At 71.8% G+C, this 23,322-nt stretch carries 18 protein-coding genes and 1 rRNA gene; 8 read left to right on the top strand and 11 right to left on the bottom strand.

Translation table 11 applies throughout. From position 1 onward, the window contains the following. Positions 1–718: 718 nt before the first annotated feature. Together ACIQ1J_RS23780 and ACIQ1J_RS23775 are read right to left on the bottom strand one after the other, a co-directional pair. A complete protein-coding gene (locus ACIQ1J_RS23780) occupies positions 719–1,390 on the bottom strand; it encodes an HAD family hydrolase (protein WP_403559769.1) in 672 nt (223 codons plus the stop codon). Positions 1,391–1,470: 80 nt separating this feature from the next. Next, on the bottom strand, positions 1,471–1,986 hold the full coding sequence (locus ACIQ1J_RS23775) for a DUF6912 family protein (RefSeq protein ID WP_403559766.1): 516 nt from the start codon (positions 1,984–1,986) through the stop codon (positions 1,471–1,473). 355 nt (positions 1,987–2,341) lie between these two features. Here ACIQ1J_RS23775 and ACIQ1J_RS23770 point away from each other — a divergent pair, with 355 nt between their 5' ends. Next, the gene (locus ACIQ1J_RS23770; RefSeq protein ID WP_403559764.1) at positions 2,342–3,166 is read left to right on the top strand and encodes an Rv3235 family protein; all 825 of its coding nucleotides are present in this window, start codon (positions 2,342–2,344) and stop codon (positions 3,164–3,166) included. Positions 3,167–3,268: 102 nt separating this feature from the next. Here ACIQ1J_RS23770 and secA read toward each other — a convergent pair whose 3' ends face one another. Further along, a complete protein-coding gene (gene secA / locus ACIQ1J_RS23765; protein WP_403559762.1) occupies positions 3,269–6,115 on the bottom strand; it encodes a preprotein translocase subunit SecA in 2,847 nt (948 codons plus the stop codon). Between the two features lie 275 nt (positions 6,116–6,390). Between secA and ACIQ1J_RS23760 the strand changes: the two genes are divergently transcribed. Next, positions 6,391–6,957, top strand: a complete 567-nt coding sequence (locus tag ACIQ1J_RS23760; RefSeq protein WP_403559760.1) for a GNAT family N-acetyltransferase — start codon at positions 6,391–6,393, stop codon at positions 6,955–6,957. Between the two features lie 372 nt (positions 6,958–7,329). Further along, the gene (locus ACIQ1J_RS23755) at positions 7,330–8,505 is read left to right on the top strand and encodes a winged helix-turn-helix domain-containing protein (RefSeq protein ID WP_403559757.1); all 1,176 of its coding nucleotides are present in this window, start codon (positions 7,330–7,332) and stop codon (positions 8,503–8,505) included. Positions 8,506–8,576: 71 nt separating this feature from the next. On the opposite strand, the gene ACIQ1J_RS23750 is transcribed toward ACIQ1J_RS23755, so the two are convergent. The 7 genes from ACIQ1J_RS23750 to mtnA all read right to left on the bottom strand — a co-directional run bounded on the left by ACIQ1J_RS23750 (position 8,577) and on the right by mtnA (position 17,311). Beyond that, entirely contained in the window at positions 8,577–9,335 is a 759-nt protein-coding gene (locus ACIQ1J_RS23750; protein ID WP_210960781.1) for a response regulator transcription factor, read from the bottom strand. A 225-nt stretch (positions 9,336–9,560) separates the two neighbouring features. Further along, positions 9,561–10,253 carry a ribosome hibernation-promoting factor, HPF/YfiA family gene (gene hpf, locus ACIQ1J_RS23745; RefSeq protein ID WP_403559754.1) on the bottom strand — a complete coding sequence of 231 codons (693 nt, stop codon included), beginning with the start codon at positions 10,251–10,253 and terminating at the stop codon, positions 9,561–9,563. Between the two features lie 313 nt (positions 10,254–10,566). After that, positions 10,567–11,424 carry a ComF family protein gene (locus tag ACIQ1J_RS23740; RefSeq protein ID WP_403559751.1) on the bottom strand — a complete coding sequence of 286 codons (858 nt, stop codon included), beginning with the start codon at positions 11,422–11,424 and terminating at the stop codon, positions 10,567–10,569. Positions 11,425–11,557: 133 nt separating this feature from the next. Further along, a complete protein-coding gene (locus ACIQ1J_RS23735; RefSeq protein WP_403559748.1) occupies positions 11,558–13,399 on the bottom strand; it encodes an LpqB family beta-propeller domain-containing protein in 1,842 nt (613 codons plus the stop codon). Continuing rightward, positions 13,389–15,473, bottom strand: coding sequence for an MtrAB system histidine kinase MtrB (mtrB, locus tag ACIQ1J_RS23730; protein ID WP_403559745.1), 2,085 nt, complete (start codon positions 15,471–15,473; stop codon positions 13,389–13,391). Before mtrB ends, ACIQ1J_RS23735 begins: the two co-directional genes overlap by 11 nt. A 1-nt stretch (position 15,474) precedes the next feature. Further along, positions 15,475–16,164 (bottom strand): two-component system response regulator MtrA, encoded by a 690-nt coding sequence (mtrA, locus tag ACIQ1J_RS23725; protein WP_193776289.1) that lies wholly within the window; start codon positions 16,162–16,164, stop codon positions 15,475–15,477. 4 nt (positions 16,165–16,168) lie between these two features. Beyond that, on the bottom strand, positions 16,169–17,311 hold the full coding sequence (gene mtnA / locus ACIQ1J_RS23720) for an S-methyl-5-thioribose-1-phosphate isomerase (RefSeq protein WP_403559741.1): 1,143 nt from the start codon (positions 17,309–17,311) through the stop codon (positions 16,169–16,171). Positions 17,312–17,451: 140 nt separating this feature from the next. Between mtnA and ACIQ1J_RS23715 the strand changes: the two genes are divergently transcribed. Genes ACIQ1J_RS23715 through ACIQ1J_RS23695 form a run of 5 tightly spaced genes read left to right on the top strand, consistent with a single transcriptional unit; the run spans position 17,452 to position 23,131 of the window. Next, a complete protein-coding gene (locus tag ACIQ1J_RS23715; RefSeq protein ID WP_403559738.1) occupies positions 17,452–18,825 on the top strand; it encodes a glycerophosphoryl diester phosphodiesterase membrane domain-containing protein in 1,374 nt (457 codons plus the stop codon). Positions 18,826–18,832: 7 nt separating this feature from the next. Further along, positions 18,833–19,615 (top strand): DUF4129 domain-containing protein, encoded by a 783-nt coding sequence (locus ACIQ1J_RS23710; RefSeq protein WP_403559735.1) that lies wholly within the window; start codon positions 18,833–18,835, stop codon positions 19,613–19,615. Then, complete coding sequence (locus tag ACIQ1J_RS23705) at positions 19,612–20,832, top strand: DUF4350 domain-containing protein (RefSeq protein WP_403559732.1); 1,221 nt, start codon at positions 19,612–19,614, stop codon at positions 20,830–20,832. The genes ACIQ1J_RS23710 and ACIQ1J_RS23705 overlap by 4 nt, the downstream gene beginning before the upstream one ends. Continuing rightward, positions 20,832–21,821 carry a MoxR family ATPase gene (locus ACIQ1J_RS23700; protein WP_210960804.1) on the top strand — a complete coding sequence of 330 codons (990 nt, stop codon included), beginning with the start codon at positions 20,832–20,834 and terminating at the stop codon, positions 21,819–21,821. Before ACIQ1J_RS23705 ends, ACIQ1J_RS23700 begins: the two co-directional genes overlap by 1 nt. Further along, positions 21,821–23,131: a DUF58 domain-containing protein gene (locus ACIQ1J_RS23695; RefSeq protein WP_403559729.1), complete on the top strand. Its 1,311-nt coding sequence runs from the start codon at positions 21,821–21,823 to the stop codon at positions 23,129–23,131. The genes ACIQ1J_RS23700 and ACIQ1J_RS23695 overlap by 1 nt, the downstream gene beginning before the upstream one ends. A gap of 103 nt (positions 23,132–23,234) precedes the next feature. Here ACIQ1J_RS23695 and rrf read toward each other — a convergent pair. Further along, positions 23,235–23,322, bottom strand: a 5S ribosomal RNA gene (rrf, locus tag ACIQ1J_RS23690); the annotation flags it as partial.

The raw sequence follows: 23,322 nt of genomic DNA, 5'->3' as shown, positions 1-23,322 counted from the left end.
CCTGCCTTCCGGCATGACGTCGAGACGCGGGGTGTCCGGTCTGTTCCGACGCTATGCCGCAAGGCGAGAGGAGCGGGGGCATATCAGCCAATGTCGCCGCACTCGCCGGGTGTGACGTCGCTCTCGCCGCCATCGTCCGGGGGGTGCGCGGCGCCGTACCGGGGGCCTTCGATGCCCCGTCCCGCCCGCGAAGAACAGCGACCGCCGCCCGGGCACGGATGTCGTCCGTGCGTACCGGGCGCAGAGCGGGGGCGCCGGTGCCCCCGCGAGCTATCGCGCTGATCACGCCACAAGGCTATCGCTCCTTGCGGGGCCCCCGTCACGAGCCGCATGTGTACAAAACCGGAACCTGAACTTTGACGTTTTGCACAGAACCGCCGCCGTCCCCGCGCCGCTGCGGGCAGTCGCCCGCGCCCCCGACCAGCTGCGGGAGTCGTGCCTCCCCCGTGCCTGAACGGCCTGGGAGGTACCCCCAGGAGCGGTACGGGTGGGCGGTGGGGGCACCCTCCCGCTCATGGGGCCCCCGCCCGAGCGCAGCCGAGCGTGGGGGAGAAGCCGAGCGCGGGGAGGCACCCCCGACGCCGGGCCGCGACACCCACCCCGGGCCCCCACCAGCACGAGTCACCGTCCCAGCACAGGTCACCGTCACGGCACAGAGCCACCCTCACCGTGCAAGCCACTGTCACCGCACAGAGCCACCGTCACCGCACATCCGACGTCACGCCGCCAACCGCGCCGCCTCCGCCACGGCCTCCCCCAATGTGTCCACCACCGGCACCCCGACCCCCTCCAGACTGGCCCGGCTGTGCGACCCCCCGGTGTACAGCACCGCCCCCGCCCCCACATGCCGCGCGGCCACCGCGTCATCCGCGGCGTCCCCGATCACCACCGTACGAACGGGATCCACCCCGGCCAGCGCCAGCTCCGCGAGATGCCGCACCATGTGCTCGGCCTTGCTGCCCCCGGACGGCCCGATCCGCCCGTCGACACGTATGAAGTGCGTCTCGATCCCGAACCCCTTGACCAGCGGCACCAGCTCGTCATGGCCGTACATGCTGAGGATCGACTGACTGCGCCCCGCCGACCGCCAGCCGTCGAGCAGCTCCGCCACGCCCTCGGTGAGCCCGCACCGCACCCGGTGCTCGGTGTAGTGGCGGTGGAAGGTCGCGTCCATGACCTCCCACTCGGTGTCGGTGGGCAGCCGCCCCATCAGCCGCTCGTAGAACTTCGGCACCGGCACGCAGTACAGCGCCCGGTATTGCTCCAGCGTGATCGACGCCAGTCCCAGCTCGGCGAACGCGGCGTTCGTCGCCCCGATGATCGCGTCATTGTCGTGGAACAGCGTCCCGTTCCAGTCCCAGACGATGTGCGCCCCTGTCTGCATCCCCATGCCCGAAAACGTACCCGCCGCCACTGACAATCAAGACGGGGGCCGAGACGGCCCACGGGGGACGGCCGGCCGGCGGAACGTCAGTGACCGGGGTCCACCAGGTTCGGGATCTCCTGCGTCGCGTACCACAGCAGCTCGTGGTCCTCGGCCCCGTCCACGACGAACCGGGCGTCGTCGTCCCCGCCCTCCGCCGCCGCGAGGGCCTCGGCCGCGGCGGTCACATCCGCCTCCGCGTCGGCCGAGTCGACGTGCACCGAGGCCGCCTTGGCCAGCCGCAGGGGCCCGGCGAGCCGCACCTCGCCCAGCGCAACCGGATCGGGCCCCCGGTCCGGGGCCGCCGAGGCCGCGCCGTCGGACACGTCGGCGGCGACCACGACCCGGCGCCGCGGCGCGCCGGCGTCGGCCGCCAGCAGTCGCAGCGAGGCCAGCGCGGCCCGGTTCAGGGCGGCGTACTCCAGTTCCTCGATGTCGTCCGAGAGGTACCACTCGCGCAGCGCCGGTGTGACGGCGTAGGCGACGAGCGGTCCCGCCCCCAGCTCTCCCGTCCTGTGCGCCTCGGCGAGGCCGGAGAGGGTCACGGGGACGTAGACGCGCATGAGACTTCCGCTTTCGTGGTCGGGAGCGCCACCGAGGCCCGGGACGGCCTGGATGGCCTGGATGGCCTGGATGGCCTGGGAGAGCCTTCAGGATACGGGCGGGTGTCCCCTTTCGGGTCCCCACCCATGACGCCGGACGCGTCCACCTACGGCCGCGGACTCACCCGGTACAACCGCTCCACCCCGGGCTTTCCGGCCGTCCCGGCCACTCTGATAGGTGAACCCTCCAGCCCCTCGGCCAGGCCACCGTCCTCCTTGCCGTCCCGCCCCGCCGGCCCGTACAAGATCCCCAACCGCTAAGTTACTGCCCGGTATCACCCGGGCCGCCGAACGGGGAGCCCCTATGCGCAAGGTCATGACCAGGTCCCAGCTCACCCCGAGCAGCACGCCGCTCCGCACGCCCGACCGCCCGCTCGCACCCACCCCGCCCCGCGGGCCCAACGGCGACCCCACGCCCCGGCCGCCCGGCACCGCACCGCTGCACACCCCGACCACCACCCCTGCCCGCACACCCGGCGGCGTGCCGCCCCGCACACCCGGGACCTCCCCGTCCCGCGCACCCGGCGGCGTGCCGCCCCGCAGGCCCGGCGGACGTGTCGTGCGGGCCGGGGCGCCCGGTGGCCGCCCGCCGGGCGCCCCCGGCAGGTCTCCGCGGGCCCGTACGCGGCCGGCGGACACCCGCCCGCCCACGGCCGGCCCGGGCGGGGCCACCGGGACGGTCCCGCGCGCGGAGGCGGGCGCCCTCGTGACGGCCCCCGCCGTCCCGGCCGTACACCCGGCCGCCCCGGACACGGCAGCGCCTCTCGTCCCCGCCCAGACCCCTCGCCGTCCCGTCCCGCAGCTCCGCCCCACGGACCGCTTCGCCGAGCTCCTCCTCAACGTGCTCAGCGGCCGGCGCCCCGTCCATTCGATGCTCCGCCACACCGCCGGCCGCGCCTACGACGATCTGGCCCACCTCGCCGAACGCGGCCCCCTGCGCACGCGCGGCACCTTGCCCGTCGTCCGCGACATCGGCTACTTCGAGCCCCGGCCGGGCGCCCTGGAGGTCTTCGCCCGGATCGGCGCGGGCGACCAGCTGCGCGCCATGGCCTTCCGGCTGGAACAGGGCCGCGACCTGCGCTGGCGCTGCACGGCGGTGGAACTGGGCGGTCCCCGCCGACCGCACACCGACGACGACTGAGACCGACGACGACCGGCGCCGCACGCCGGGACAGGCCGAAGGGCCGGGCACCCGGAGGTGCCCGGCCCTTCCACCGCTACGGCGCCCGAAGGCACCGCGTTGTCACTTCTTGCGGCGACGTCCGCCCTTGGCCTGCTTGCGGCGCTCCGCGCGCGTGAGCCCGTCGGACTGGGGCTGCGCGGGCTCGCCGTCGGTGGTGAAGTCGCCCTCGACGACACCGCCCTCGCCGTCCACGGTCGGGGCGGAGAAGTGCAGTCCCCGGCGCTGGGGGGCGTCGAGTCCCTTGGCGCGGATCTCCGGACGGGCGCCCGCCTGAGCCGGAACGGCGTCCTGCTTGCCCTTGTCCAGCGACGGCCCCGCGTCCTCGACCGGGACCTCCTCGACCTGCTGCTCGACCTGGACCTCCAGGTTGAACAGGTAGCCGACGGACTCCTCCTTGATGCCGTCCATCATGGCCTGGAACATGTCGAAGCCCTCACGCTGGTACTCGACCAGCGGGTCCTTCTGGGCCATCGCGCGCAGGCCGATGCCCTCCTGGAGGTAGTCCATCTCGTAGAGGTGCTCGCGCCACTTGCGGTCCAGGACCGAGAGCACGACCCGGCGCTCCAGCTCGCGCATGATCTCGGAGCCGAGCTGCGCCTCACGCGCCTCGTACTGCTCCTGGACGTCGTCCTTGATGGACTCACTGATGTAGTCGGCGGTCAGCCCGGCCCGGTCGCCGGCCGCGTCCTCCAGCTCCTCCACGGTGACCTTCACCGGGTAGAGCTGCTTGAAGGCGCCCCACAGACGGTCGAGGTCCCAGTCCTCCGGGAAGCCCTCGGCGGTCTCGGCCTGCACGTACGCGTCGATCGTGTCGTTCATGAAGTGCTGGATCTGCTCCTGCAGGTCCTCGCCCTCCAGAACGCGGCGCCGCTCGCCGTAGATGACCTCGCGCTGCCGGTTGAGGACCTCGTCGTACTTCAGGACGTTCTTACGCGTCTCGAAGTTCTGCGTCTCCACCTGCGACTGGGCGGACGCGATCGCGCGCGTGACCATCTTGTTCTCGATCGGCACGTCGTCCGGGACGTTCGCCATCGACATCACGCGCTCGACCATCTGGGCCTTGAACAGCCGCATCAGGTCGTCGCCCAGGGAGAGGTAGAAGCGGGACTCGCCGGGGTCGCCCTGACGGCCGGAGCGGCCGCGCAGCTGGTTGTCGATACGCCGCGACTCGTGCCGCTCGGTACCCAGCACGTAGAGGCCGCCGAGGTTCTTGACCTCTTCGAACTCCGCCTTGACCGCCTGCTCGGCCCGCTCCAGCGCCGCTGGCAGGGCCGCGGCCCACTCCTCGATGTGCTCCTCGGGGTCGAGGCCGCGCTGGCGCAGCTCCGCCTCGGCGAGGTCCTCGGGGTTGCCGCCGAGCTTGATGTCCGTACCACGGCCGGCCATGTTCGTGGCCACGGTCACGGAACCCTTGCGGCCCGCCTGGGCGACGATCGTGGCCTCACGGTCGTGCTGCTTGGCGTTGAGCACCTCGTGCTGGACACCGCGCTTGCTGAGCTGCTGCGAGAGGTACTCGGACTTCTCGACCGAGGTGGTGCCGACGAGGATCGGCTGGCCCTTGCCGTGCTTCTCCTCGATGTCGTCGACGACCGCCTCGAACTTCGCGACCTCGGTGCGGTAGATCAGGTCCGACTGGTCCTTGCGGATCATCGGCCGGTTGGTCGGGATGGGCACCACGCCGAGCTTGTAGATCTGGTGGAACTCGGCGGCCTCGGTCATGGCCGTACCGGTCATGCCGGACAGGCCGGGCAGTTCCTTGCCGTTGTGGTCGTGGCGCTTGTAGAGACGGAAGAAGTTCTGGAGCGTGATCGTGGCGAGCGTCTGGTTCTCGTCCTTGATGTCCACCCCTTCCTTCGCCTCGATCGCCTGGTGCATGCCCTCGTTGTAACGGCGGCCGGCGAGGATACGGCCGGTGTGCTCGTCGACGATCATGACTTCGCCGTCGATGACGACGTAGTCCTTGTCCTTCTTGAAGAGTTCCTTGGCCTTGATGGCGTTGTTCAGGTAACCGACGAGCGGAGTGTTCACCGACTCGTAGAGGTTGTCGATGCCCAGCCAGTCCTCGACCTTGGCGACGCCGGACTCATGGATGGCGACGGTGCGCTTCTTCTCGTCGACCTCGTAGTCGCCGGTCTCCTCGATGCCCTTGAGGGTGTTGCCCGCCTCGCCCTTCTTCAGGCGGGTGACCAGCTTGGCGAAGTCGCCGTACCACTTGGTGGCCTGGTCGGCCGGACCGGAGATGATCAGCGGCGTACGGGCCTCGTCGACGAGGATGGAGTCGACCTCGTCGACGATGGCGAAGTTGTGGCCGCGCTGGACGAGTTCGTCCTTGGACCACGCCATGTTGTCGCGCAGGTAGTCGAAGCCGAACTCGTTGTTCGTGCCGTAGGTGATGTCGCAGCCGTACATCTCGCGGCGCTGGGCCGGCGTCTGGTTGGCGAGGATGCAGCCGACGTTCAGCCCGAGGAACTTGTGGACGCGGCCCATCATCTCGGAGTCGCGCTCGGCGAGGTAGTCGTTGACCGTGACGATGTGCACGCCTTCGCCGGACAGGGCGTTGAGATAGGCGGGCAGTGTGCCGACGAGGGTCTTGCCCTCGCCGGTCTTCATCTCGGCCACGTAGCCCATGTGCAGGGCCGCGCCGCCCATCATCTGCACGTCGTAGTGCCGCTGTCCCAGGACGCGCTTGGCGGCCTCACGGACGGTGGCGAAGGCTTCCGGAAGCAGGTCGTCCAGGCTCTCACCATCGGCGTAGCGCTGCTTGTACTCATCGGTGAGGGCCCGCAGCTCGGCGTCGGAGAGGTCGACGAAGTCCTCTTCGATGGAGTTGACCTGGTCCGCGATGCGGTGCAGCTTGCGCAGGATCTTGCCTTCGCCTGCACGCATGATCTTCGAGAGGACGGACACGGGGGTTGGTCTCCTTGCCGGTCGGGCCTGGGACGGTCGTTTTCCTGTGACGGACTGAGCAACGGCCATCGTATGCGAGGACCCCGCCGCCCCGGGAGCCTGCTGTAACGGGGACCGTGCTCCTTCATCCAGCTTCCGGTCTGCTGTCATCGAGTTCAACGTCCGGGCACCGCGGATGGTGCCGCGCCCGCCGACGAATCACGCGAAAAGTGACCGTCCGTTCACACACGGCAAAAACATGGCGTCCGCCGCGGACCGCCGCGCAGAATCGGCCGATGGAACCCCTCACGCTCACCACCGACCGCCTCGTCCTGCGCACGGTCGGCCCCCGGGACACCGATTCCGTGTACGCCGCCTGCCAGGATCCCGGCATCCAGCGCTGGACCACGATCCCCTCGCCCTACCTCCAGGAGCACGCGCGGGGCTTCACGGAGCAGATGGTCCCCGACGGCTGGGCGAACGCCTCGATGTTCACCTTCGGCGTCTTCCTCCCCACCGGGGACCTGGCCGGGATGCTCGGCATCACGATGATCTCCCTGGGCGTCGGCGAGATCGGTTTCTGGGGCGCCAAGGAACACCGCGGCCACGGCTACGTCACCGAGGCCGCCGTCGCCGTGTCCCGCTGGGCCTTCACCGACCGGGCGATCGACCGCCTGGAGTGGCGCGCCGAGGTCGGCAACACGGCCTCCCGCGCGGTGGCCCAGCGCGCGGGCTTCACCATGGAGGGCACATTGCGCTCCGCGATCAACAACAACGGCGTCCGCCGCGACGCCTGGATCGGCTCCCTCCTCCCCTCAGACCTCTCCCTTCCCTCAACGTCCCCGTACCTGCCGGCCCCATAGCCACGCCCCGCGCAACTGCGGGCAGCCTCACCGCACAGCTCCCGCTCATGGGGGTCCCCCGCGCGAGCGAAGCCGAGCGTGGGGAGAAGCCGAGCGTGGGGAGAAGCCGAGCGTAGGGAGAAGCCGAGCGTAGGGAGAAGCCGAGCGTAGGGAGAAGCCGAGCGTAGGGAGAAGCCGAGCGTGGGGGAGAAACCGAGAGTGAGGGAAGCCAAGCGTGGGGGAAGCACCTCAACGTCGGGCTGCGCACCCACCCCCGGCCCGCACCGACGCAGGGCGCCCTGCGAACCGGCCCTCGCAACCACGCCCACACCCCCGCCCACACCCCCGCACGCCACCCCTCACTGTCAGACCCACCCCTTATCGTGCGGACGTATGACGACCCTCCCGCCCCCCGCCACGGAACTGTCCGCGCAAGAGGCCCGCCGCCTCGCCCTCCGCGCACAGGGCTTCCTCGGCGCCCCCGACCGCCGCGCAGGCGTCCGCGGTGTCCTCCGTCACCTGGGCGCGGTGCAGCTCGACACCATCTCGGTCCTCGCCCGCTCCCACGAACTCATCCCGTACGCCCGCCTCGGCGCACTGGGCCGCAAAGCGGTCGAAGACGCCTACTGGCAGGACACGCACGCCTTCGAGTACTGGTCCCATGCCGCCTGCATCCTCCCCATCGAGGAGTGGCCGCACTTCGCCTTCCGCCGCCGCGCCTACCGAAACCGCCCGCACTGGAACCACTCCCTCCCCGACGGCGCCTACGACCAGGTCGTCAAGCAGCTCCGCACCGAGGGCCCGCTCACCGCGACGGACCTGGGCGGCGCGAAGAGGACCAGCGAGTGGTGGGACTGGTCGGGTACGAAGGTCGCCGTCGAGCGCGCGCTCATGTACGGCGAGGTGGTGTGCGTCGAGCGCCGCGGCTGGAAGCGGGTGTACGACCTGGCCGAGCGCGCGGTCCCGGCCGCGCTGCTGCACGACGAGCTGGACGACGCCGAATGCCTGCGCCGCCTGGTCCGCCTGGCCGGCCAGTCCCTGGGCGTCGGCACACGCGCGGACATCGCGGACTACCACCGTCTCAAGGGTGAGCAGGTCGACGCCGTGATCGCCGACTCGGGCCTGGTCCCGGTCACCGTGGAGGGCTGGTCCAAGCCGGCCTGGGCGGACCCCGCGGCCCTGGAGACGCCTCCGCGCGGCCGGCACCGCACGACGCTGCTCTCGCCCTTCGACTCCCTGATCTGGGACCGTGCCCGCACGGAACGGATCTTCGGCTTCACCCACCGCCTGGAGGCCTACGTGCCCAGGCAGAAGCGGGTGCACGGCTACTTCGCGATGCCCGTCCTGGCAGGCGGCCGGCTCGTCGGCCGCGTGGACCCGGCGCGCGAGGGGCGCACCCTGGTCGCCAAGCAGGTCACGCTGGACGGCCCCAAGGCGGCCCCGGCGGTCGCTCAGGCCCTGGTCGAGGCGGCGGGCTGGGTGGACTGCACGGACGTACGCGTGGAGCGGGTCGACGCCCGGGACCTGCGCGAGCCCCTCACGAGGGAACTGACCCGCCTGCTGGCCTGACCCGCGCAAGGCCGTCGGCGTCGGCCGTCAGCTCCTTCGGCTTCGGCCGGCTTCGGCTTCGGCTGCGGCCGTCAGCGGATCTCGAGGATCTTCTCCCGCATCGCGTACACCACGGCCTCCATCCTGGAGTGCAGCTGCAGTTTCTCCAGGATGTTGCGCACGTGGTTCTTCACGGTGTTCTCGGAGATGAACAGTTCCTTGGCGATGTCCCGGTTGTTCATTCCCGTGGCGACCAGCTTGAGGACCTCCAGTTCACGGTCCGTGAGCCGCGGCGCGGGAACGAGCCGGCGCTCGTCGGTCCGCTGGATCATCGACTTGAACTCGGTGAGCAGTTTCGACGCCATGGACGGACTGATCTGCGACTGTCCGTCGGCCACGGCACGAATCGCGGTGGCCACCTCGTCCGTCGAGATCTCCTTGAGGAGATAACCGGTCGCACCCGCCTTGATCGCGTCGTAGAGGTCGGCCTCCTCGTCGCTGATCGTCAGCATGATGATCTTCGCGCTGGGGGCCACCTCCTTGATGGAGGTGCAGGCCTCGATCCCGCCCCGCTTGGGCATCCGCACGTCCATCAGGACGATGTCCGGCAGCAGGTCGGCGGCCTTCTCCACGGCCTCGGCGCCGTCACCGGCCTCCCCGACGACCTGGATGTCCTCCTCGGCCGCGAGCACGATCTCCAGTCCGCGGCGGAACAGGGCGTGGTCATCCACGACCAGGACCCTGATCGGCTCCTTGCGCGCGGAGCCCGCGTCCGAGCCCATGCCGGCGACTCCGTCGTCGATCCCCCCGTCGACGCCCGCGCCCCGCATCGGTCCGAAACTGTCCGCCATCGTTCCTCCCCCTGAAGGCTGTGGCCCGTCGTCCTGAGCCATCGCCAACCCAGAGCAACGACCCACCGGTTGGGCCGTTGCCGCCATGATTCCATGCCCGGCCGACACGGGGGTGGCCGAGCGGGCCACGAAGGGGTCGCACACCCTCGCGCACCGTCGCACACCGGTGCCCCTGGGGGCGCACACGCGCTCCAGGGGCACCGGTTCCGCTGTCACCCGGCGTCGTCAGCCGCCGAGAGCGTCACCCGCCTCGGTGGGGTGCGCCTGGGTGACCATCGTGTCCGTGGTGAGGTGGATCACGCCGTAGTCGTAGGCGTGCCGCCGGTAGACGACGCTGGGCTCCTTGGTCTCGGAGTCGACGAACAGGTAGAAGTCGTGCCCGACCAGTTCCATCTCGTAGAGCGCCTGGTCGAGGGTCATCGGCGCGGCCGCGTGGGTCTTCTCGCGGACGACGAGCGGGCCGTCGCCCTGGACCTCCAGCGAGCCGATCTTCTTGGTGGGTACGCCGTCCTGCTTCTCCGGCGGGACGACGTCGCCGTTCCCGTTGAGCGTCGCCGCGCCGGGGACGTGGTCGGCGACCTCCGCCGCCGGGATCCGGCGCGCACCACGGCGCGAGAAGCGCTTGTCGTGCTGCTTGCGCAGCCGGGCACCGAGCTTCTCCGCCGCCAGGTCGAGCGCCGCGTACGGGTCGCTCGCCGCTGCCTCCGCCCGGATCACCGGACCGCGGGAGCGGAGCGTGATCTCCACTCGGTCACAGCGGTCGGCCTGCCGGGGGTTCGGCTCCTTGGACACCTCGACGTCGAGGCTGATCACCTTGCCATCGAGCTTCTGGATCTTCTCCAGCTTCAGCTTCTCGGCCACGTGCTTCCGGAACCGCTCGGGCACCTCGGTCTTGCGGCCCTTGACGACGATGTCCACGCAGAACTCCGTTCCCGGATCGCTCCGCTTCGATGGCGGAGCATCTCCCTTTTGCACCAGGCTCCGGTCTACCCCGGAACCTCGGACTCGGTGACTTCCACCTCCTCCCCCGCGGGCGAGATCTCCACTCCACCGGTGCGGGTGATGACGGTGAAACCCGCAGTACGGCATTCGGATTTGAGAGGTGTGGCCTGCGGCTTTGCCTCACAACCGAACATATCTCGCCCGGACGGATGTCGTCACCCTCTACCGCGACGCACCTCCGTTCCGGTGAATTGAGCCTCTCATTATCTGCAACGAAGCAATTTTCTAGTCAGTTCCGGTTTATTTCGAAAGAATCTGGTGAAGCCGCGACCACTGCCGCGCAGATCGCTTCACGGATCACGCCACCGCCTTCGTTCGGGCCCGCCATTCGGGGCCCGGCCTTCCGTTCCTCTCTGCCTTCCCCTGCCGACGCCGGATACACAGCGGATTTCGCCCCGGCCCCGGCCCCCGCCTCGCGCAGGGCACGCGCCGCCTCCGTCAGGGACGCCCCCGTCGTCATGAGGTCGTCGACGAGGACGACCGGCCCGCCCCCGCACAGCAGCCGGCCACCGCCGGGAGCCACCGCCAGCGCTCCGGCGAGATTGTGCAGCCGCTGCCGGGCCCCGAGCTCCGACTGGTCGGCCACGGCGTGCCGTTGCCGCAGCACGGCCAGCACCCGGGCGGACGTCCCGGCCCGCCGCAGCTCCCCCGCGGCCGCGAGAGCGATCCGCCGCGCCGGGTCGTGCCCGCGGGTGCGCACCGCCCGGGGCGCGGACGGCACGGGCACGAGCAGCACCGGCCCCCGCACGCGTACGGCCCCCGCGTCACCGGAGCCCCGCCGTGCCTCCCGGAGCCCGGCCCCCACCGCCCCTGCCAGCGCCACGCCGAGCGGTGCCGTAAGGGCCAGCACGCCGCGCTCCTTGTGTGCCAGCAGGGCGGCCCGTACCTCGTCCGCGTACCGGGCGGCCGCGTGCACCACCGGCAGCCCCGGCGGCTCCGGCACCGGCCGCACCCGGCGCGGTACGGCGCCGCTCAGGACCGTACGGCACCGTGGACACAGCACCGTGCGAGCCCTGCCGCAGCCTCCGCACTCGGCCGGCAGCACCAGGTCGGTGAGGTCCCGCCACCATTCCCGTAATCCCCGCATGGCCACCACTGTGCCAAGGCCCGCGGGGCTCGACCAGGCCTGTGGAAAACGCTGGTGAGCTCCTTGTGGAAAACTCCGAGCGCTGCCCGTCACCCGTCCCCCACACGAGTGCACGGCGGCGAAGCCGGATGCCTCACCCCGGATAGACCGGCGCCGTCCCCTCCGTGACCTTCTGCCACTGCAGCCCCGACGGCAGCCGCACGATCACGTCCTCCGAGTACGCCACCAGCGGCAACCGCTCGTCCTCGGTCGCGGCGATCTCCTTCACGCCGGTCAGCGCGGCGGGCACCGAGGCCTCCGGCGTGGAGCCGTCGACCTGCACGTATCCGATCTGCTGGACGCCCCCGCGCTCGCGCCCGACCACTACGAGCCGGCTGTCACCGGCCCACGACATGGCCGTGACCTCCTCCAGCTCCGGCGTCGCGGAGCGTAGTTCGAGGACGGTGACCGAGGACGGTTCGCCGGCCCCCCCGTCCCGTTCGATCCGTCCGATGAGCAGGGACCGCTCGCCGTCCTTCTCCACGATGAGCGCGATCCGCACCCCGTCGGCCGCCACCCGCACGGCCCGGATCCGCCCGTCCAGCCCCGGGGTCCGCACCTCCACGGGCCGGCCCTTGCCCTCCTTGAGCAGCAGCAGGCGGGGGTCGGCCGGGTCACGGTCGGCGATCCACAGATCGCCCTGTGCGTCCCAGCTGGGCGGCGTCAGCCGGTTCTCCTCCGTCTTGCCCTTGCTGACCAGCACGGGGTCACCGAGCGAACCACCCGACACCAGCGAGCCGACGTACAGCGACTTGTTGTCGAGGCGGATGCCGGCCGCGCTGTGCTCGTCCCGTGACACCGCCACCGACCGCAGGGCCGTCACGCCCTCGCCCAGCGCACCGGGGACCGGTTCCGGCCGGGTCCCGCTGCTGCCCGCGGCGATGCGCACCAGGCGTTCCTCGTCGTCGATGAAGTACAGGTAGTCGGGCCGCTGGGCCGAGCCGCGCGTCGCGACCGTCTCGGCCCGGTCCTCGGTGAGGGAGCACAGTCGCTCATCACCCGACCGCAGCTCGACCTCGTCCACCACCGGGGTGAGGTTCTGGAGCGTGAAGAGGAGCTGAGCCGCCATCTCGTCGCACGTGTCGTCGCCGACGCCGGCCGCCCGCTCGTTCAGCCGCACCGTCAGCTTGTTGCGGTCGTCGGGCGTCAGCGAGTCGGCGTCCTTCGCCAGCGCCGTACCGGTCGGGAAGCTCGACCTGACCACGGGCCCGAGCACGCTCGTCGGCCCGCTGATCAGGGAACGCACCACCTGGGTCATGGGGTCCACGAGCCGGCGCACGTAGACCGGATCGGCGACGGCCGCCGGCTGCGAGCTCGTACCGGCCTGGGTGACGGGAACGGTGTTCGAGGCGAAGTAGTACTTGTTGACGGACATGAAGGTGCGCTGGAAGTCCGACTTACCCATGATGACGCCCTGCGGCAGATCATCGATGCGCCACTGCCCGCTCTTGTTGTCCCGGGTGAGGTGCACCGGTTCCCGGTACTCGCCGTCCGCCGGCGAGTACGACCGCTGAGCGTCCACCGCGGCGACCCGGGTGCCGGTCAGCGTGACCGAGTAGTCGTCGGCGTCGTCGCGGCTTCCCGAGTGGTCGGACTCGGTACCCGGCCCACCCGTCAGCACCGTCGTGGACCGCTCCGGCCGCCAGGTCTTCGCCGCCTCGCCCGTCAGGTACTTGCGGGCGGTCTCGTACTCCGGCTCGTTGCTGGTCAGCGCCTCCAGGAAGCCCTGCACGATCTCCGTGGGCGAGTCGTCCTCCCGCGGCGGCATCGCGAACACCCGCACCTGCGGGTCCTGCCGCGGCGTGGACTCCACGCCCCGCAGGTCCCCGCTGTCGGGCATGGACGCACACCCCGCCAGCAGTACGACGCCACAGACGGCGTACGCCACCACGCGTGCCGGCCCCCGCCGACCGCTTCCCTCGCGGTCAGCGCCCACGAGATGCCTCCCCTTGCCTGCTCGAGTCCTCCGGCTGCTCCGGTCCGGCGTCCGGGTGGCTCGTCGCCTCCGGCGCGGGCCCGCCGTCCTGTCTCCGGGCGCCCGACACGGGCCGCGGCACCACGCGCGCGCCGTTGCCGGGCAGTGCCGTCGGATCGGCCGTGGGGGCCACCGTGGCCGACCGCGACGGGATCGGGCCCCGGGCGGGCCCCGAGGGCACCTGCCCGAGCGGCGCCTGCGCCGGAACGGTGGCCGTCTTCCCGTTGCCGTGCGGCGCACCGGCGTCATTGAGGCCGGCCTCGCCCAGCCCGCGGTTGCGCCGCGAGTCCGTCGGCTCCAGCGGTATCGGCGAGCCCCGCAGCGGCTCGTCCGCCGTCCTGGGCAGCGTCAGCCGGAACTGCGATCCGCCGCCCGGCTCGCCCCATGCCTGCAGCCAGCCTCCGTGCAGCCGCGCGTCCTCCAGGGCGATGGAAAGCCCCAGCCCCGTGCCTCCGGTGGTACGCGCGCGTGCCGGGTCGGCCCGCCAGAAGCGGCTGAAGACCCGGGTCGCCTCGCCCGGCTTGAGGCCCACGCCGTAGTCGCGCACCGCGACGGCGACCGCGCCGCCGGCCGCGGCGAGCTTGACGACGACGTCGTTGCCCTCGCCGTGCTCGACGGCATTGACGACGAGGTTGCGCAGCACGCGCTCCACGCGCCGCGCGTCCGCCTCGGCGACGACGGGCTGCTGATCGCCGGCGACGCGTATCCGCGTGCCCTTGCGCTCGGCGAGCGGTTCGGCTCCGCCCACGACCCGCCGTACGACCTCCCTGAGATCTATCGGCTCGGCCTCCAACGCCGCCGCGCCCGCGTCGAAACGGCTGATCTCCAGCAGGTCCGCGAGCAGCGTCTCGAACCGGTCCAGCTGGTCGGCGAGCAACTCGGCCGACCGCGCGGTCACCGGATCGAAGTCCACGCGCGCGTCGTGGATGACGTCGGCGGCCATGCGCACGGTCGTCAGCGGCGTCCGCAGCTCGTGCGACACGTCGGAGACGAACCGCCGCTGCATCCGCGACAGGTCCTCCAGCTGGCTGATCTTCAACTGCAGGTTCTGCGCCATCTTGTTGAAGGCCTCGCCGAGCCGCGCGATGTCGTCCTCGCCGGTGACCTTCATCCGTTCCTGCAGCCGCCCGGCGGACAGCCGCTCGGCGATACTCGCCGCCATCCGTACGGGCGTGACGACCTGGCGCACCACGAGCCAGGCGATGGCCCCGAGGAGTACGACGACGAAGAGTCCGGCCGTCGCCAGCGTGCCTCTGACCAGGCTGAGCGACTCCTCCTCCTGCGTGAGCGGGAAGAGGTAGTACAGCTGGTACGGCTCACCGTTCGGGTCGTTGACCTGCTTGCCGATGACCAGGCCGGGCTGCGAGGACTGGCCGGAGTCGTAGACGACCCGGGTGTAGCTCTGCGCCGCCGCCGTACTGCCGTCGATCCGCTCCCGCAGGTCCTCGGGCACGCTGGCCGACCAGTTGACGAAGCCCGAGGCGCGCGGGCCGCGCCCGCTGCCGCTGTCCCCGCCCATGGGGAGCGTGACCACGTCGAAAGCGCCCTGGCCGCCGCTGGAGAGCGACTTCACCAGTTCACTCATCCACTGGATGACGTTCTGCGGGGAACGGCCGTCCACGGGCACGCCCTCGTCACCGGTCACGCTGGCCGACTCCTCGGCCTTCTGCTTGGCCACCGCGAACCCGCCGGTGGCCTGGCTCTGGGAGGCCTTCACCTTGGCGTCCAGCAGTCCGTTGCGGACCTGCCCGATCACCACGAAGCCGAGCAGCAGCACCACACCCAGCGACATCAGCAGCGTGGTGACGACGACCTTGAGCTGGAGGTTGCGCCGCCACAGCCGCATGACGGGCAGCAGCGGACGGCGCACCCAGCGCAAGAACAGACGGAGCACCGGGCTGCCCTGCACCCCGCCGCGCAGCAGTCCACCCTCCAGCAGACGGCTCCAGCGGGAGCCTGCGGGCGGGTGGCCGACAGGCCGTCCGGCGCGGGCCCCGGACCGGCCGGGCGCCGAAGCGGCACTGTCCCTGCTCATGTCAGCTCGGTCCCGCCTTGTAACCGACGCCACGGACGGTCACCACGATCTCCGGCTTCTCCGGGTCCTTCTCGACCTTGGAGCGCAGCCGCTGTACATGCACGTTCACCAACCGGGTGTCGGCCGCGTGCCGGTAACCCCAGACCTGCTCGAGGAGCACCTCACGCGTGAACACCTGCCACGGCTTGCGGGCCAGCGCCACCAGCAGGTCGAACTCCAGCGGCGTCAGCGCGATCGACTGACCCTCCCGCTTCACGGAGTGACCGGCCACGTCGATGACCAGGTCGCCTATGGCGAGCTGCTCCGGCGCCGGCTCCTCGGACCTCCTCAGACGCGCCCTGATACGGGCCACCAGCTCCTTCGGCTTGAACGGCTTCACGATGTAGTCGTCGGCGCCCGACTCCAGACCCACCACGACGTCGACGGTGTCACTCTTCGCCGTCAGCATCACGATCGGCACACCCGACTCCGCCCTGATCAGGCGGCACACCTCGATGCCGTCCCGACCGGGCAGCATGAGGTCGAGCAGCACCAGGTCCGGCTTGGTCTCCCGGAAGGCTGCCAGCGCCTTGTCGCCGTCGGCTACGAAAGATGGCTCAAAACCCTCACCACGCAGCACAATGCCGAGCATCTCGGCCAGTGCTGTGTCGTCGTCGACGACAAGGACTCGTCCCTTCATAAACGACATCATCCCATTAGCTAATCGTTACCTGGCGTGACCTGGCACACAGCTCAGCGAGAGCCGCCGCCGTCACGGGCGAAACCGCGCCCTCCTCGGTGACGATCGCCGTCACCAGCTCGGGCGGAGTCACATCGAACGCCGGGTTGTACGCCTGAGTCCCCAGGGGTGCCACCGGAATCCCGCCTCCCGCTCCGGCCACCGGCACCCGTGGTGCTGTGACCTCGGTCACTTCGTATCCGGGACGCTGTTCCACCTCGATGGACGCCCCGTCCAGCGTGTCCGGATCCACCGTCGTGACCGGTGCCACCACGATGAACGGCACATGGTGGTACCTCGCGAGCACGGCGAGCGGATAACTCCCCACCTTGTTCGCCACCGAACCGTCGGCCGCGATGCGGTCCGCGCCGACGAGTACCGCGTCCACCTCACCCGCCGCGAACAGCGAACCGGCCGCGTTGTCGGTGAGCAAGGTGTACGCCATGTCGTTGCGGGCCGCCTCGTATGCCGTCAGGCGAGCACCTTGCAGCAAGGGACGCGTTTCGTCCACCCAGAGACGCCGCAGCCGACCCGACCGGTGCGCCGCGAGCGCCACCGCGAAGGCCGTCCCCTCACCGCCCGACACCAGCGCCCCGCTGTTGCAGTGCGTGAGGACCCGGTGCCCGCCGGCGGGCAGCAGCTCGTCCAGCAGCGCCAGCCCGTGCACGGCCATCCGGGCGCTGGCCTCGGCGTCCTGCCGGTGCAGCGTCCGCGCCGCGGCCAGCGCGGCCGCGGCGGCCTGGCGGGTGTCGCCGGTCCTGGCGAGCGCCTCCTGGTGAGCCGCCTGGGCCCGGCGCACACCGACGGCGAGGTTCACCGCGGTGGGGCGGGCCCCCGCCAGCGCGGCCGCGGCCTCCTGCACCTCGAAGCCGCGGACGGCGGCGAGCGCGACACCGTAGGCGCCCGCGATACCGAGCAGCGGCGCCCCGCGCACGGCGAGCGAGCGGATCGCCTCCACGAGCGCGGACGCGTCCGTGCAGACCAGTTCGACCTCCTCGGCCGGCAGCCTGGTCTGGTCCAGCAGGACCAGCACCGGGCCCTCGGGTGGTTCCTCCCAGCGCAGTGCCGGGATCTCGGTCGGCCGCTTGTCCTCGCCGCTTCGCGCGTCCTGATCAGCCATGCGGTCAGTCTGCCCCCTACCGGGCGGACAACTGAAGGTGCGCAGGCCATACCGCGCCCGGTCCGCACCCGACCACACCATGGCACGATGGCTGCCAACCTGCCGCCGCGACCGCGGACGGGCACCGTGAAGGAGCGACGATGAACGACACTCCGGGCTGGGCCTCGCCCGGATCCGCCCCGTCCGACGGGCGGGAGCCCGGCGCGTCCGGCCCCGCCGAGCCCGCCGACCGCCCCAACGGCCCCGATCAGCCCGCGCACCCCGCGGACCAGCCGGGAGCGGACCCGACGAGCCCCGGCACGAAGTGGTCCAAGGAGCAGCCGCCACCCGGCCAGTGGCCCGCACCCACCGGTCCCGGCCAAGCACCGCCGCCCCCGCCGCCGCAGCAAGGCTGGGGCGCCCCGCCCCCCGGCGGCGGCTACGGCGGCCCGGGCCCGTACGGAGGCCCCGGCGGCTACGGCGGCCAGGGCGGAGGCTACGGCCCGCCTGGCGGGCACGGCGGCTGGGGAGGAGGCTGGGGCGGCCCCCCGCCCGCGGCCAAGCCCGGCGTGATCCCGCTCCGCCCGCTCGGCGTCGGCGAGATCCTCGACGGCGCGGTCTCCACCATGCGCACCTACTGGCGCACGGTCCTCGGCATCTCGCTGACCGTCGCGGTCTTCACGGAGATCATCGTCGTACTGCTCCAGGGCCTCGTCCTGGACAACACCGGCAGCGAGGCCCTCAACGACCCCGACGCCACCCTGAGCGAACTCGGCGACGCCCTGACCGACACCACGATCAACTCGGGTGTCATCTTCCTGATCTCCCTGATCGGCACGGTCCTGGCCACCGCCCTGCTGACCACCGTCACCAGCCGCGCCGTACTCGGCAGGCCGGTGACCACCGGTGAGGCCTGGCGGGATGCCCGCCCGCAGGTGTCGAAGCTGTTCGGCCTAATCGTGCTGCTGCTGCTCATCGTCTTCGGCATCGTCATGGCCGGCATGGCTCCCGGTCTCCTCGTCACAGCCGCGGGAGGCGGCGACGCGGGCGTGGCCCTGACCGTTCTGGGATTCCTGGCGGCCGGCGTCGTCGCGGTGTGGCTCATGGTCCGCTTCTCGCTGGCGTCCCCCGCGCTGATGCTGGAGAAGCAGGGCGTCAAGAAGGCGATGGGCCGCTCCGTGAAGCTGGTGCGCGGCTCCTGGTGGCGGGTCTTCGGCATCCAGCTGCTCGCCACGATCATCGCGAACGTCGTCGCGTCGATCATCGTCATCCCCTTCGCCTTTCTCGCCGCGACCCTCGGCGGCGACGGCGTCGGCGGCTTCCTGGAGGGCACCGGGGACCTCGGCTGGACGTTCCTCGTCGTCCTCGGGATCGGCTCGGTGATCGGCTCGATGATCACCTTCCCGATCACGGCGGGCGTCGCCGTCCTGCTCTACATCGACCAGCGCATTCGCCGCGAGGCCCTCGACCTCGAACTGGCCCGTGCCGCCAACCTTCCGGGCACCGGCGCTCCCGGCACCACCCCGGGGAGCTGATGCGGCGGTGAGCCCGGCGGGGGGAGTTCTCACAGACGCGCTGTCACGCACCGCCGTACGGACGCTGTCGCGCACCGGCGAGGCCTCGGTGCTGTCGCTGCCGCGCTCCGGCGACGAGCCGCCGGTGACGATCCCGCGCGACCCCGCGCGGGAGGCAGCGCGGCGCGAGCTGTCCAAGCGGATGTACCACGAGAACGACCCCGGCTGGTTCCAGCGGGCCCTGAACGCCTTCTGGGACTGGATCGACGAACTGTTCAGCAGCGCGTCCACCGCGACTCCCGGCGGGACGTTCGGCCTGATCGTCATCATCGTGGCCGTAGTGGCGGCGCTGGGCGCCCTCTGGTGGCGCCTGGGCACCCCGCGCCGCCAACCGGCCACGGCCCCCGCCCTGTTCGACGACCGCCCCCGCAGCGCCGCCGACCACCGCGCCGCCGCCGAGGCACACGCCGCCCAGGGCCACTGGAACCAGGCCGTCCAGGAACGCATGCGGGCCGTCGTCCGCGCCCTGGAGGAACGCGCCCTCCTCGACATCCGCCCCGGCCGCACCGCCGACGAGGCGGCAACCGAAGCCGGCCGTTCAATGCCCGCCCACGGCGCCCCGCTGCGCGCCGCGGCCCGCGACTTCGACGACGTCACGTACGGCGGCCGCCCCGGCACCGAACAGTCGTACCGGCGCGTCACCGAACTCGACCGCGACCTGGAGCGCACCAAGCCGCGACTGGCAAGCAGCACGACCGCCAGTACGACCGACAGCGCGGCCTCGAACACCCGCCCGGGAGCCGCCGAATGACCACCGAGGCCACGCTCCCCACCACCTCGGCCTCGCCCACCGCACGCCAGGTGTGGACACGCGCGCGGGGCATCACGCTCGCGCTCGTCGCGCTGCTCGTCGCTGCCGTCGCGATCGCCGCCATCCGCTCCGACGCCCGGCACGGCGAACTCGACCCGCGCTCCGCCGACCCCTACGGCAGCCGGGCCGTCGCCGAACTCCTCGCCGACCGGGGCGTGTCCACGCGCGTGGTCGACACCCTGGACGACGCACGCGCCGCGGCCGGCCCGGACACCACCCTGCTGGTCGCCGTCCCCGACCTTCTGACCGAACGCCAGCAGACGCAGCTGCGCTCCGCGACCGAGGGCGCCGGCGGCCGTACCGTCCTCGTGGCCCCGGGCGGCCCCGCCGTCGAACGGCTCGCCCCCGGCGTCACCGCCGACCCCGCGCTCAGCGTCGACTCGACGCTGGCCCCCGACTGCGACCTGCCCGCCGCCCGCCGCGCGGGCAGCGCCGACACCGGAGGCATCCGCTACAGCAGCGCCCATGTCGAAGCCGAAGCCTGCTACCCCAGCCGTCGCCTGGCCACCCTGCTCCGCATCCCCGAGACATCCGGAGAGACGGCCCAGGAAGGCGCCCCGGGCGACACAGTCGTCCTCGGCGCCCCCGACATCTTCTACAACAACCACCTCGACGAGCACGGCAACGCCTCGCTCGCCCTCCAACTCCTCGGCTCCCGCGACCACCTGGTCTGGTACCTCCCCTCGCTCACCGACGCCACCGCCCCGGACGACGAGCGCAGCTTCTTCGACCTGCTCCCCTCCGGCTGGCTCTGGGCCACCCTGCAGCTCTTCGTCGCCGCCGCCCTCGCGGCCCTGTGGCGGGCACGCCGACTCGGCCCCCTGGTGTCCGAGAAACTCCCCGTCGCGATCCGCGCCTCCGAAACCGCCGAGGGCCGCGCCCGCCTCTACCGCAAGGTCAACGCCCGCGACCGCGCGGCCGCCGCTCTTCGCTCCGCCACCCGCACCCGTCTCGCCCCCCTCGTAGGCGTCCCCGTCTCCCAGGCGCACACGCCCGAGGCCCTGCTCCCCGCCCTGTCCGCCCACCTCCACGGCGAACACGGCGACGGACAATCCCCGCACGCCCTCCTCTTCGGCCCGCCGCCCGGCGACGACGCGGCCCTCATCGCCCTCGCCGACCAACTCGACGCCCTCGAAAGAGAGGTACGCCGTCCATGATGGACCCGACCACTGACAACGCCGGGCAGACCGGGGACCCGGGCAACGCCCGCGCCGCCCTGGAGGCACTGCGCGCCGAGATCGCCAAGGCCGTGGTCGGCCAGGACGCCGCCGTCACCGGTCTCGTCGTGGCGCTCCTGTGCCGCGGCCACGTCCTCCTCGAAGGGGTCCCCGGCGTCGCCAAGACGCTTTTGGTCCGCGCCCTGGCCGCAGCCACCGAACTCGACACCAAGCGCGTCCAGTTCACCCCCGACCTGATGCCGAGCGACGTCACCGGTTCCCTGGTCTACGACGCCCGTACCGCCGAGTTCTCCTTCCAGCCCGGCCCGGCCTTCACCAACCTGCTCCTCGCCGACGAGATCAACCGCACGCCCCCGAAGACCCAGTCGTCCCTCCTCGAAGCCATGGAGGAACGCCAGGTCACGGTCGACGGCACGCCCCGCCCCCTCCCCGAACCCTTCCTCGTCGCGGCGACCCAGAACCCGGTCGAGTACGAGGGCACCTACCCCCTCCCGGAAGCCCAGCTGGACCGCTTCCTCCTCAAGCTCACCGTCCCCCTCCCCTCCCGCCAGGACGAGATCGACGTCCTCACCCGCCACGCCTCGGGCTTCAACCCACGCGACCTGCACGCCGCCGGCGTACGCCCCGTGGCGAACGCCGCCGACCTGGAGGCGGCCCGCGCGGAGGTGGCCAAGACGACGATCACCCCCGAGATCACGGCCTACGTCGTCGACATCTGCCGGGCCACCCGCGAGTCGCCCTCCCTCACCCTCGGCGTCTCCCCGCGCGGGGCCACGGCACTGCTCTCCACGGCTCGCGCGTGGGCCTGGCTGACGGGCCGCGACTACGTCACCCCCGACGACGTGAAGGCCCTCGCCCTCCCCACCCTCCGGCACCGCGTCCAGCTCCGTCCGGAGGCCGAGATGGAGGGCGTGACCACGGACTCCGTCATCAACGCGATCCTCGCTCACGTCCCCGTGCCCCGCTGATGGCACTCACCGGACGCACCGCACTCCTCGCGGCCCTGGGCTCCGTGCCCATCGGCATCTGGGACCCCAGCTGGACGGGCATCCTCGCGGTCAACGCGCCGCTGGTCGTGGCCTGCGCCTGCGACTTCGCACTGGCCGCCCCGGTACGGCGCCTGCGCCTGGCCCGCTCCGGCGACACCTCAACGCGCCTGGGCGACACCGCCGACGTCACCCTGACGGTCACCAACCCGTCCGACCGCCCGCTCCGCGCCCACGTCCGCGACGCCTGGCCGCCCAGCAGCTGGCAACCCGGTACGGAGACGACGGCCTCCCGCCACCGCGTGACGGTCCCCGCCGGCGAACGCCGCCGAGTGATCACCCGTCTACGGCCGACCCGCCGCGGCGACCGCCGGTCGGACCGCGTCACGATCCGCTCGTACGGCCCCCTCGGGCTCTTCACCCGGCAGGGCACCCACCGGGCCCCCTGGACGGTACGCGTCCTGCCCCCGTTCACCAGCCGCAAGCACCTGCCGTCCAAGCTGTCCCGCCTGCGCGAACTCGACGGCCGCACCAGCGTGCTCACCCGCGGCGAGGGCACGGAATTCGACAGCCTCCGCGAATACGTCCCCGGCGACGACACCCGTTCCATCGACTGGCGCGCGACAGCCCGGCAGTCCACCGTCGCCGTACGCACCTGGCGCCCGGAACGCGACCGGCACATCCTGCTCGTCCTCGACACCGGCCGCACCTCGGCCGGCCGAGTGGGCGACGCGCCGCGCCTCGACGCCTCCATGGACGCCGCCCTGCTCCTGGCCGCGCTGGCCTCCCGCGCCGGCGACCGCGTCGATCTTCTGGCGTACGACCGCCGAGTACGCGCCCTCGTCCAGGGCCGCACGGCGGGCGACGTACTCCCTTCCCTGGTCAACACGATGGCGACCCTGGAGCCCGAGCTCGTGGAAACAGACGCCCGCGGCCTCACCGCCACTGCCCTCCGGTCGGCCCCTCGCCGCTCCCTGATCGTGCTCCTCACGACACTCGACTCGGCCCCGATCGAAGAGGGACTCCTCCCCGTCCTGCCACGACTGACCCAGCGCCACACGGTCGTCCTGGCATCGGTGGCGGACCCGCACATCTCCCGGATGGCAAAGGCCCGCGGAAACACGGACGCCGTCTACGAGGCCGCGGCGGCTGCACAAGCACAGGCGGAACGCGACCGCACCGCGGACCAGCTCCGCCGGCACGGCGTGACAATCGTCGACGCGGTCCCTGACGAACTCGCTCCGGCGCTGGCGGACGCCTACTTGGAACTGAAGGCGGCAGGCCGTCTGTAAGAGGAAAGGGGCGGGGCCGAAGCGGCCCCGCCGCCATATCGACTGGCCCTGAAACGCAGAAAACCCCGCACCGTTCCCGGTGCGGGGTTTCCTCGCAATGATTGTTCGGCGGCGTCCTACTCTCCCACAGGGTCCCCCCTGCAGTACCATCGGCGCTGTAAGGCTTAGCTTCCGGGTTCGAAATGTAACCG

The sequence above is a fragment of the Streptomyces sp. NPDC097107 genome (genome assembly GCF_044762405.1).
Taxonomy (GTDB): domain Bacteria; phylum Actinomycetota; class Actinomycetes; order Streptomycetales; family Streptomycetaceae; genus Streptomyces; species Streptomyces thinghirensis.
Note: the sequence above shows the minus strand (reverse complement) of the source record. Positions and strands in the feature narration are given on the sequence as shown.

Coding starts and splice junctions, on each gene's coding strand:
- ACIQ1J_RS23780 (WP_403559769.1), bottom strand. CDS start 1,390: ATGGGGATGCAGACAGGGGCGCACATCGTCTGGGACTGGAACGGGACG.
- ACIQ1J_RS23775 (WP_403559766.1), bottom strand. CDS start 1,986: ATGCGCGTCTACGTCCCCGTGACCCTCTCCGGCCTCGCCGAGGCGCAC.
- ACIQ1J_RS23770 (WP_403559764.1), top strand. CDS start 2,342: ATGACCAGGTCCCAGCTCACCCCGAGCAGCACGCCGCTCCGCACGCCC.
- ACIQ1J_RS23760 (WP_403559760.1), top strand. CDS start 6,391: ATGGAACCCCTCACGCTCACCACCGACCGCCTCGTCCTGCGCACGGTC.
- ACIQ1J_RS23755 (WP_403559757.1), top strand. CDS start 7,330: ATGACGACCCTCCCGCCCCCCGCCACGGAACTGTCCGCGCAAGAGGCC.
- ACIQ1J_RS23750 (WP_210960781.1), bottom strand. CDS start 9,335: ATGGCGGACAGTTTCGGACCGATGCGGGGCGCGGGCGTCGACGGGGGG.
- ACIQ1J_RS23740 (WP_403559751.1), bottom strand. CDS start 11,424: ATGCGGGGATTACGGGAATGGTGGCGGGACCTCACCGACCTGGTGCTG.
- mtrB (WP_403559745.1), bottom strand. CDS start 15,473: ATGAGCAGGGACAGTGCCGCTTCGGCGCCCGGCCGGTCCGGGGCCCGC.
- mtrA (WP_193776289.1), bottom strand. CDS start 16,164: ATGATGTCGTTTATGAAGGGACGAGTCCTTGTCGTCGACGACGACACA.
- mtnA (WP_403559741.1), bottom strand. CDS start 17,311: ATGGCTGATCAGGACGCGCGAAGCGGCGAGGACAAGCGGCCGACCGAG.
- ACIQ1J_RS23715 (WP_403559738.1), top strand. CDS start 17,452: ATGAACGACACTCCGGGCTGGGCCTCGCCCGGATCCGCCCCGTCCGAC.
- ACIQ1J_RS23705 (WP_403559732.1), top strand. CDS start 19,612: ATGACCACCGAGGCCACGCTCCCCACCACCTCGGCCTCGCCCACCGCA.
- ACIQ1J_RS23700 (WP_210960804.1), top strand. CDS start 20,832: ATGGACCCGACCACTGACAACGCCGGGCAGACCGGGGACCCGGGCAAC.
- ACIQ1J_RS23695 (WP_403559729.1), top strand. CDS start 21,821: ATGGCACTCACCGGACGCACCGCACTCCTCGCGGCCCTGGGCTCCGTG.